Below are 10,530 nucleotides of genomic sequence, written 5' to 3'. Positions count from 1 at the left end.
TGTGTTGCACCACAAAGGTAACTTTGAGGAACAAATTTCCCTTTCTCTTTTTAAACGTTTAGGACGCTATTGTTATTTGGTATAAATTATCAGTTTTACATATACATATTATAATCTAATGACCGATTGCTCTACACAGGAAGGACTAACAATATTCTAAGAAGATTTAATGAACATCAAAAAGGATCAAGCCCTCGATCATTTACTTTTTAAAGGCGACCAGTAGAGTTGTTATTTCATGAATAATTTAACGATGTATTTTAAGCCTATCATTTTGAAGCAAGAATTAAGGAATGGTCAGTTAAAAAGAAACGAGCATTAGCATCTGGTTATTTTGATAGACGGAAAATATTATCTAATTGTTAGAATGATCCATCGAGCGCATTTGCATCTTCAGATTATGTACCTAAAAGGGAAAGATAAAACTCTTTCCATAAGTAACCGTCTTCGACTATCGCTCCGGCCAGTTTTATTTTAAAAGTTTAAATTTTGGTAAATCATATATTCACATGATTATTAATTTGAAAATTTCATTAAGTCCATTTATCTTTGAATACACACTAGAAATAATTTTCCATTGCCACTTAACTTTCTTTCTACACCTATAGATTACCTTACTGGCATAGGTCCAGAAAGAGCAAAACTCTTGCGTAGTGAATTGCATATCCATACTTATGGAGATCTGGCAAATCTTTTTCCTAATCGATATATAGATAAAACTAAATATTATAAGATCAATCAGCTAGTGCCAGATAGTGCACAAGTGCAGATTTTAGGGAAAATAATCCATATAAAAACCGCAGGGTCTGGTAAATCAGAGCGACTGGTTGCTACATTTGCAGACGAGACGGGACGCATGGAGTTGGTATGGTTCCGCAGTCAGAAACATTTTAGAGACAGTCTTAAAATAAATGAACCCTATGTAGCCTTCGGTAAAGTGGCTCGTTATGGTTCTCAATATAATATTGCACATCCAGATCTAGAATTACTAGTAGATCACAAGTCACGCAAACAAAGTGCGATGACACCAGTTTATCCTAGTACAGAAATGCTGGCCAAACGTAAGATAACTAACACGTACATCGTTAAATGTATGCGCAAGTTATTTAGCGAGATCAATGGCGCCTTTGTAGAAACATTGCCAGACGATATGCGAGAGCATTATAAGTTGATAGGTAAAAATGAAGCTATGGTAAACGCTCATTTTCCTACCACACCAGATATGTTGCAACATGCTATTTATAGATTAAAGTTTGAAGAGCTTTTTTTTATTCAAATGGAATTATTGCTACAAAATAGGATTAGAAAAACAAAGATTAAAGGCTATGTGTTTGATAGCGTAGGAGATAAGTTTACCGACTTTTATAAAAATCATTTACCCTTTGAATTAACAGGTGCGCAAAAACGTGTAGTAAAAGAAATACGTGCCGACATGGGTACGGGCGCTCATATGAATCGTTTGCTTCAAGGTGATGTAGGTTCTGGAAAAACGATAGTTGCCGTTCTCACGGCATTACTTGCATTAGATAACGGTTTTCAGGCTTGTATTATGGCACCTACAGAGATTCTTGCACAACAGCATTACAGTGGCGTGTCAGAATTGCTAGAAGGTACAGGAATTACAGTTTCCTTACTTACAGGATCTGTAAAGACTAAGGCACGTCGAACTATTCATGAAGAGCTAGAAGATGGAACTCTAGATATTTTAATAGGTACACATGCACTTATTGAGGATAAAGTAAAGTTTAAAAACTTGGGCGTTGCTATAGTAGATGAGCAGCACCGTTTTGGCGTGGCGCAAAGAGCAAAACTCTGGAAAAAAAATAATTTGCCACCACACGTGCTGGTCATGACCGCAACACCTATACCTAGAACTCTAGCGATGAGTTTATATGGAGATCTAGACATTTCTGTGATAGATGAGTTGCCTCCAGGTCGTAAAGAGATTAAAACCGTACACCGATATGATAAAAATAGACTCGCTGTTTTTGGTTTTATACGGGACGAGATAGCGCTAGGTCGTCAAGTCTATATGGTGTATCCATTAATAGAAGAGTCAGAAAAACTAGACTATAAAGACCTGCAAGATGGATATGATAGTATTGTTAGAGAATTTCCGCTACCTAAATACCATGTAAGTATAGTCCACGGCCGTATGAAGCCAGAAGATAAAGATTATGAAATGAATCGCTTTGTAAACGGCGAGACTCAGATCATGGTCGCAACTACAGTTATAGAAGTAGGTGTTAATGTGCCTAACGCCAGCGTGATGATTATAGAAAGTGCAGAGCGTTTTGGACTATCTCAATTGCACCAGTTGCGCGGTAGAGTAGGGCGTGGTGGCGACCAGAGTTACTGTATTTTAATGACAGGCCACAAACTCAGTGCTAACTCAAAAACAAGATTAGACACCATGGTTGCTACTACAGATGGTTTTAAAATTGCTGAGGTAGACCTTAAATTACGCGGCCCAGGAGATCTTATGGGAACGCAGCAAAGTGGTGTCATGGATTTAAGACTTGCAGATATTGTAAAGGACAATCATATACTCGCCATAGCAAGAGAAGCAGCTCAAAAATTACTCGCCAAAGATGTGAAGATAGAACTAGAACAACATGCTGGTGTAAAACGTGTTATGTCTTTTCTACAGAATAAAAAAGGACTTTGGAAGTACATAAGTTAAGCCTTTAACAAACTCATCGTCTATGTGAAAATAGTTGAGATGTGATGTTAAACTACTATCAGAGCGGCTCAAATATGCTTGATTTATTTAAGGAGTAGATAATTTATTCTACTTCATAGTTCCTTAATCCTTGATGTATATTTAATACATATTTTTATTCCGCTTTCGCGAAAGCGAGATACACAACCATCTTATGTGTAATTTAAACAGCTAGAATCTTACAGTTCTTAAACACTAACGTTAAATATCTCTTTAATGATTGCTAGAGTAGGGCTTGGGTTGTAATTTGTACACGATTAAGAAGGAAAACTATGGATTATAATAAAATAAATACATTAAAACAGCTGAAGGAGTCCGGCTGGAAATCAAAGTCAATTAAGGAAGAGTTAAGGGATAACCTTATTGAAAACATTAAAAACGATGTGAATTCTTTTACAGGAATACATGGTTATGAAAACACCGTAATTCCAGAATTAGAACGTGCTATTTTATCACGTCACAATATTAATTTATTAGGTTTAAGAGGGCAGGCAAAAACCAGACTTGCGAGACTCATGACTGGCTTGCTAGATGAATACATACCTTATGTGACAGATAGTGAGATTCATGACGATCCCTTACAACCGTTATCAAGAACTGCCAAAGAATTAATAGAAAAGCACGGTGATAAAACCCCTATCTCCTGGTTGCATAGAGAAGATCGTTTTTATGAAAAACTAGCTACTCCAGATGTTACCGTTGCCGATTTAATAGGTGATATAGATCCTATAAAAGCAGCAAATTTAAAACTAAGCTATGCAGATGATCGCGTGATTCATTATGGTATGATACCGCGTGCTAACCGATGCATTTTTGTAATTAATGAATTGCCAGATTTACAGGCACGTATACAGGTAGCACTTTTTAATATTTTACAAGAAGGTGATATACAAATACGTGGTTTTAAATTGAGACTAGAACTAGACATGCAGTTTATCTTTACAGCAAACCCTGAAGATTATACTAACCGTGGTAGCATCGTTACACCGCTTAAGGATAGAATAGGATCTCAAATTCTGACTCATTATCCTGAGAGTATCGCTATTGCAAAAACAATTACTCAACAAGAAGCAAAGAACGATTCACGAACTACAGAGTCTGTCTATGTACCAGAACTAGCAAAGGATTTATTGGAACAAATAAGCTTCAGCGCTAGAAATAGTGAATATGTAGATGAAAAAAGTGGGGTAAGTGCTCGCATGAGTATTACTGCTTTTGAAAATCTTTTAAGTACTGCCGAGCGTCGTTCTTTAATAAGCGGTGACCATAAGACCACTATTAGATTTTCTGACTTTACAGGTATTATACCAGCCATTACTGGTAAGGTAGAACTGGTTTATGAAGGAGAGCAAGAAGGTGCAGCCTTTGTAGCAATGGAATTGATAGGTGCGGCGACTAAGACCTTGTTCCCTCAATATTTTCCAGAAATCAAAAAGCTAGTTAAAAGTGATGAGGTAACACCATACGATAAATTGATCGAGTGGTTTTTTAATAATGAAGGGTTAGAATTACTGGACGAATTAAATGATAGCGACTATAATGTATTGATCGATCAGGTCACACCGCTAGAAGATCTTGTCCAAAAATACCAGCCACAAACCACTAAAGAAGACCGTAATTTTATGAAAGAGTTTATTCTTTGGTCACTAGTTGAATTTGAAAAACTGAGTAAAAAGAGATTTACAGAAGGGTTTCAATTTAATGATTTATACAGTGACTTTGTAAGAGGGATCTAGATAATAAAAGATATTATGATTTTTAAATAGTAGGTTGTTTTCTTAAATAATCTACTATAGAGCTGGTTCTAAAAACATGATTCTTAAGAGAATTACGTAAAATAGATGGTATGCATTTATTAGAACTAGAACCATTTCTTGATGTAATAGAGGAGAGGTAAAAAAATAACGAGTTTTATTTTAAAATAAAAAACAGTCTATTATCGCGAGATAATGGACTGTTTGCTTTTGAACTAATTTTTTATTTCTAAAAGAAATTAGTGAGATTATGCCTTACCACCTAACATTAAAACCTGGTCGCAAACTACCTCTGTAGTATAGCGTTTTTCTCCAGATTTATCTTCCCACTGTCTGGTGACTAGTTTTCCTTCTACACCTATTTTATTTCCTTTTTTTACGTATTCAGATATAATATTTGCCGTACCATTAAAGGCAACAATACGGTGCCATTGTGTGTCAGTTACCTGCTCACCTAATTTATTAGTATAACGGTCTGTAGTAGCAAGAGAAAACTTAACTAGCTTTTTACCGTCATTAAGATTTACTGTTTCTGGGTCTTGTCCTAGGTTACCGATCAATTGTACTTTGTTACTTAGATTGCTCATAATGAATTTGTTTGTATGGATTATATATTAGTTAACGCCATCGTTTGTAATTGATGACGGTGCAAAGATGTGACAGCATTAAAGTTTCAATTGTATTTTAAACGTTTGTTTACGTTTACTTACGTTTGTAAATGGTTATATCTTACTAAGTAGCTGTTGTTGTTGAAAAGAATAATTTTTAAAAATTATGTTAGAAATGGGTTCGGTTTATCTTTACACTCAGGTTGGAGAGTTGATACACGTATGTACTAGTTGTTCAAGCAATTACCTATGGGCGTAGTTTTAGGCTATAAAATTTTAATTTGTTCTTATTGCGTACTAAATTTGCTCTACTCCATTGCCATGAAAAACATAAAGCCATCTCTAGGCTAAACAGATTAAACATTTTAAGACTCCCTAACTACTAATAAGCCTGAACGGGCAAAGGTGAAAAACGCCTTGTCTTAAATACGATGGATACTTGCTGTAGTAATGCTGCCACAAATAACTGGCGTGAAATAAATTAAAGTAAAAACAGTCGGTAACACCAGTTAAAAAACATAAAAGGTTTGTGTTTAATGCAAAGGTCTGTGATTTTTTTGTGAGGTCCCCAAATATAAAATTGGGCATTTACTATTGAGACGTTAAATACAAAATATTTACATTTGGCTTGTGATTAATTGGAGTGTAGTGTGTTTCAATCCTACGATTCTCTATATTTAATATTTTAAACCATACCGTAATGACAACTATAAAGATATTGATAAAAGCCGATGGTTTTGTAGGTAATAATTATAATGTAAAAGAAGCCACACATGAAAAGTTTATAAAAAAAGATTTAAATGGTATTCTATTAACTGAAGAAGACTGTAAATTAATACTCAAAGCATTAATTACTTCCATCGAAGAAATCAAGGCTTTATATCCGGATGAGAAAGCCAGTGTTAGGCACCATCACATTGTTAAATACCATAACAATACTAGATTAAAAAGCTTTACGTTCGAAATAGTATTTGAAGACAAGTCTGGTTCATCTCACACGATTAATGAATATAACTTTTTCAATAAAGCAGCAAAACACACTGATTTATCGACTTTAATTCTAAAATATTGTGATATTACTGATGATGGGGCAGAAGGAACACGAATTTGGATTATGGATGAATATGACCAAGGTCCTCCTGCGGGAACCTATGCTATCTTAGCTCTCGTAAATCAAAGTAAAAAGTGGATACCACCCTATATTGAATTTTTGAGAACAAATGACCTGGATCATGAAGTTGAGCAAATGTGGGACATCAAATCAATAATTGACAAATATGGTTGGATCAAAGAAACCTGTCGTCTTGCAATTGCTAGAAATATCAGTTGTTGTGGTCAAGGTGGCACAGAGCAGTTTAATGATTTTTTAAATAATGGCCTCTCAGGTTATTTGAATATTGATAAAAATAGGAAGGGATTTCTTGATTTTATTTTACAAGAATTTGAGGAATGGGATGCAGTTGACTTTAGACTAAAAGAAGGGTCAGAGAAATATTATAAAAGCTATATAGTAAATACAGTATCTAATTTTGATAAAATTTTAGACGAAGAAGAAATTAATAAGATAAAAACAGTCTTATTGAAAAAATGGGAAGATTATAATAGGAATTAAAACGTTGTAGAACAATATGTAAATGGTATTTAAACGACTATTTATACTAACCTTTTGACATAATCGGTGGGCGTTTTGAAAGATTACCTAAATGCTACTTTTCAACCTATTTGATCATATTCTTTACAAAATTCATCAACAAGAAAAAAGATTTCAGTAATTTTAGAGTAGATTATCATAGATAGGTTTTTGGATTAATAAATTGAAAATCAAGACTTTAATTTACTAAAAATCTATCTTTTTGCTAGGGAAATCTACTTAAATATTAATTGAACTCAGGTTATGAGTGAATTAAAAGAAAATTCATTAAACAATCTCTAGATTGGCTGAAAACACCTAGTTTTACAATAGTGGCAGGATCAATAAGCCGCTTTTTAGACAGCCTGACGTTATAACTAATAAACAAAAAAATGGATATTTTAAATTTAGATTATTTTAATTCTTCAATTTGGGATTCCCCTTTTGAATTGAATAACGATATTGCACCTTGTTCTATCTGTAAAAAAGACACTTCACATAGATTAGAATTAGACGGCTCTATCGAAATAATATATAAGGGAATTGAAGTAATTGAAACTGTTTGTTTAAACTGTTTGAGTGAGCGAAAGTATGGTTTTGAACATCAAGTTGAAGGTGGATTTTTAACTAAAGATGGAATATTAACTGAATCTGAAAAGTATAAATTTTTAAAAAATAGTGATGATTATTCTTTACTACTTCAACCAAAAGAAGAACAACTTCTAACTATTGAAAAATCAAAGATGGATAACTTGATTCACACACCTCCTTTTAATGCATATCAAGGAGCTAGATGGTTAATCCATTGTAATGATTTTATGAAATTCATTGGAACTTGGGAGCATGATGATTTTGTGAAACATTCACCTAATAATAATGCCAAGATATTTTTCAATGAAATTGTGGATAATTGGAATGGCGATGATTTTTATGATAAGCAATTTGGTCCCAATAAATCTAAATATGCCGAGTCAGCTTTTTATGCATTTGAGTGTTTACATTGTAAACAGCAAAGAGGATATGTGGAATAATAAATAGCACACAATAAAAACCATTAAAACTAATTTTTATTTAACACATTGAGCCCAATTACCTGCGGGCGTAGTTCTAGGCATAAAATTTTAATTTGTTCTTATTGCGTACTAACTTTACGCAACTCCATTGCCATGAAAATCATAAAGCCATCTCTAGGCTAAACAAATTGCAGATTTTAAGATTCACAAACTACTAATAAGCCTGAACGGGCAAAGGTGAAAAACGCCTTGTCTTAAATACGGTGCATACTTGCTGTAGTAATGCTGCCACAAATAACTGGCGTTAACAAAGCATAAAGCGCATAAGACGTTTTAAAGGCTACCTGTGAGGCCGTATAATTCTAAATTAGTTTATCTTTAAAATCCTAAATCAACATCTCTAACTTTAGGATACAAAGCAAAACGCCTCACACGCCTTACATCTTTGCATGTTAGCTAGAATGACCTAAAAACTCACGTAGAACAATTAAAAACCACAAATATTGAAAATTTTATTCCTGCTTTTTGTCATATTATTCTTACCTATCTTATGCATAGCGCAGGAAAATATTGTAACTACAGGAAATGAAAATGGAACACTTATAGCGATTGGTGGTGGAGAAATAGGACACACAATCATTATGAAAGAATTTCGGAAACTAGCTGGTGGAGATTCTGCAAAAATAGTGGTTATACCAACTGCATTTGTTAAGGGCAATGAAATAGACTCATTGTTATTAGAAAGAAACTTCAAAGAATATGGTTTACCTAATTTTACTATTCTACATTCAAATGATTCTATAGAGGTAAATACAGATGATTTTGTTCAACCGATTAAAGAAGCCACAGGTATTTATTTTACTGGTGGCAGACACTGGAGAATCGCAGATAGTTATTTAAACACTAAAGTACATAGAGAACTTCTTAAATTATTAGACAGAGGTGGCGTTATTGCAGGTTCATCTGCAGGAGCAACAATACAAGGTTCTTATCTAGCAAGAGGAGATACAAAAAACAATCAAATAATGATGGGTGACCATGATGTTGGATTCGGATTTATTTCAAATATTGCTATTGACCAACACGTGTTAAGCAGAAATAGACAGTTTGATATGTTTACAATTCTTGAGAATAAACCTGAACTTTTGGGTGTCGGAATTGATGAAAGTACAGCTATTGTCGTAAAAGGAGATATTCTCGAAGTCATAGGAGACAGTTATGTTATCATCTATGACAAGTCATTTTGGTCTATTGAATCTAATCCATTTGATGAGGATACTCGCAAAAAATTACCGAACAAAAACCAATTATTTTATTTTTTAAAAAGTGGAGATAAATATAACCTGAGAGAAAGAAAAGTCATTCGGAACTGAGCATTTTGAAAAGTCACAGTAGCTAACACCGCGTATAATTCGTTGCGAGTTATAGCCTACTGAATAAAGTTCTTTCGGACTTTGTTGGTCAGTAATCATTTACTAAATTAGTTGCTTGAAACATGCAACATAACATATTTAAGAGCGAAGCTGATAACACATTGTTACTGAATGGAAAACACCGCGATTGACATAAATGAATTAGCTATAAAAAAATTTGGTAGAATCCTTACGTCCGCAAGATATAGAAAGTAGGAGGCAACTCGATGTGGGTTATTCTTATAATGGAAGTGTCATAATATTATTTGAGATAAGACCTTTTTGGGACAATACTAGCGAATTTCTCACTCATGAATTTGCCAAAATTAGATTTTATAAGTCAAGTCGAGAATGGAATTTATATTGGATGCGAGCGAACGGAAAGTGGCAACTTTATGCCCCATTTCCACAATCAGCCTATTTAGATAAAATGATTGAAATAATTAAGGAAGATGAATACAGTTGCTTTTTTGGGTAATACATATGGAATCAAATATAATTAAAAGCATTGCGCAAGAATTGGACTGTGGATTTGACTGTTTCTATAACATCAAAACTAAAGAAGTGATTAGTATTCCAAATTTTGGAAAAATGATGGACGAAGATGATTTTCGTGATGCTTTCAGTGCTGAGTTGGAGAAGGTAAATCAAAGCAAAAAGGATTTTATCAAATTTGAAGCTTTGGAGAGCTTTGAATCGTTTAAAATTATGGAACGATTTGTTACCACATTAACCGATAAAAATATTCAGTTAGAACTGCAACGCGTTTTGGCAAATAAAAAACCTTTTGAGAATTTTAACAAAATAATTGACCATTCAGAATATAGAATAGACTGGTTTGATTTTAAAAAACATGAACTCGTAAAAAGAGTTAAAACACAATTAGATCTCTAAAAGTCTGCGTGTGCGCAACACTATTTGTGATAGAAACAATTAATTTTTGCTCTATTTTAAACAAGCACACTTTAATGTCTGTCAGGTGCATAGATCCTGATATAGTAATTTCTACAGTCTGTTTTAATAGCTTATTACAGACAGTGATTAAGGCGGTATTTTCCCTTTAGTTACTATTTTAGTGTAAATAAACATTAACTTACCTTAATGTATTTACAAGAAGGAAAACTGCATATAAACACTAGGTTTTTCAGCCTGTTGTTACTTATTTCACTTAATTTTTACTAACATTTATATTAGGTTATTATGACCTTATTAAACGTGTTTACCCAGCATAACTCAATAAATGAGTCCTACTATTACTATATGAATGACTCTTCACTTTTAAGGGATACATCAAGATTTCTTAAAAGATAACTTATACCAATATAGTTATATAATGTCATATATTTTTTGTATATTTATGTATGGGAAGAACAGCATATTTAGATATCAAA

The 10,530-nt window shown here is 33.4% G+C and carries 9 protein-coding genes; 8 read left to right on the top strand and 1 reads right to left on the bottom strand.

The genetic code is table 11. From position 1 onward, the window contains the following. Positions 1-126 precede the first annotated feature (126 nt). The 3 genes from Q0838_RS14425 (at position 127) to Q0838_RS13745 (ending at position 4,458) form a co-directional block, all read left to right on the top strand. On the top strand, positions 127-213 hold the full coding sequence (locus Q0838_RS14425) for a GIY-YIG nuclease family protein (RefSeq protein ID WP_366942057.1): 87 nt from the start codon (positions 127-129) through the stop codon (positions 211-213). A gap of 364 nt (positions 214-577) precedes the next feature. Continuing rightward, positions 578-2,683, top strand: a complete 2,106-nt coding sequence (gene recG / locus Q0838_RS13750) for an ATP-dependent DNA helicase RecG (RefSeq protein ID WP_298956325.1) — start codon at positions 578-580, stop codon at positions 2,681-2,683. A 311-nt stretch (positions 2,684-2,994) separates the two neighbouring features. Then, the gene (locus Q0838_RS13745) at positions 2,995-4,458 is read left to right on the top strand and encodes a sigma 54-interacting transcriptional regulator (protein WP_298956323.1); all 1,464 of its coding nucleotides are present in this window, start codon (positions 2,995-2,997) and stop codon (positions 4,456-4,458) included. Between the two features lie 266 nt (positions 4,459-4,724). Here the strand turns inward: Q0838_RS13745 and ssb are convergent, their stop codons facing one another. Then, entirely contained in the window at positions 4,725-5,063 is a 339-nt protein-coding gene (ssb, locus tag Q0838_RS13740) for a single-stranded DNA-binding protein (RefSeq protein WP_298956321.1), read from the bottom strand. A gap of 721 nt (positions 5,064-5,784) precedes the next feature. On the opposite strand from ssb, the gene Q0838_RS13735 reads away from it, so the two are divergent. The 5 genes from Q0838_RS13735 (at position 5,785) to Q0838_RS13715 (ending at position 10,033) form a co-directional block, all read left to right on the top strand. Further along, entirely contained in the window at positions 5,785-6,696 is a 912-nt protein-coding gene (locus tag Q0838_RS13735; RefSeq protein WP_298956318.1) for a hypothetical protein, read from the top strand. A gap of 410 nt (positions 6,697-7,106) precedes the next feature. After that, on the top strand, positions 7,107-7,745 hold the full coding sequence (locus Q0838_RS13730) for a CbrC family protein (RefSeq protein WP_298956315.1): 639 nt from the start codon (positions 7,107-7,109) through the stop codon (positions 7,743-7,745). Between the two features lie 485 nt (positions 7,746-8,230). Next, the gene (locus Q0838_RS13725; RefSeq protein WP_298956312.1) at positions 8,231-9,100 is read left to right on the top strand and encodes a cyanophycinase; all 870 of its coding nucleotides are present in this window, start codon (positions 8,231-8,233) and stop codon (positions 9,098-9,100) included. Between the two features lie 406 nt (positions 9,101-9,506). Next, entirely contained in the window at positions 9,507-9,617 is a 111-nt protein-coding gene (locus tag Q0838_RS13720; protein WP_298956329.1) for a DUF3024 domain-containing protein, read from the top strand. 5 nt (positions 9,618-9,622) lie between these two features. Continuing rightward, a complete protein-coding gene (locus Q0838_RS13715) occupies positions 9,623-10,033 on the top strand; it encodes a UPF0158 family protein (RefSeq protein ID WP_298956309.1) in 411 nt (136 codons plus the stop codon). The last annotated feature ends 497 nt before the right edge of the window (positions 10,034-10,530 follow it).

The sequence above is a fragment of the uncultured Nonlabens sp. genome, from assembly GCF_947495285.1.
In the GTDB taxonomy this organism is placed as follows: Bacteria; Bacteroidota; Bacteroidia; order Flavobacteriales; family Flavobacteriaceae; genus Nonlabens.
This window is presented reverse-complemented; position numbering and strand designations above follow the sequence as displayed.

What these genes read in the sequence shown, in the direction of transcription:
- Q0838_RS13715 (WP_298956309.1), top strand. Translation starts at nt 9,623, where the DNA reads ATGGAATCAAATATAATTAAAAGCATTGCGCAAGAATTGGACTGTGGA.
- Q0838_RS13730 (WP_298956315.1), top strand. Translation starts at nt 7,107, where the DNA reads ATGGATATTTTAAATTTAGATTATTTTAATTCTTCAATTTGGGATTCC.
- Q0838_RS13720 (WP_298956329.1), top strand. Translation starts at nt 9,507, where the DNA reads ATGCGAGCGAACGGAAAGTGGCAACTTTATGCCCCATTTCCACAATCA.
- Q0838_RS13745 (WP_298956323.1), top strand. Translation starts at nt 2,995, where the DNA reads ATGGATTATAATAAAATAAATACATTAAAACAGCTGAAGGAGTCCGGC.
- Q0838_RS13735 (WP_298956318.1), top strand. Translation starts at nt 5,785, where the DNA reads ATGACAACTATAAAGATATTGATAAAAGCCGATGGTTTTGTAGGTAAT.
- ssb (WP_298956321.1), bottom strand. Translation starts at nt 5,063, where the DNA reads ATGAGCAATCTAAGTAACAAAGTACAATTGATCGGTAACCTAGGACAA.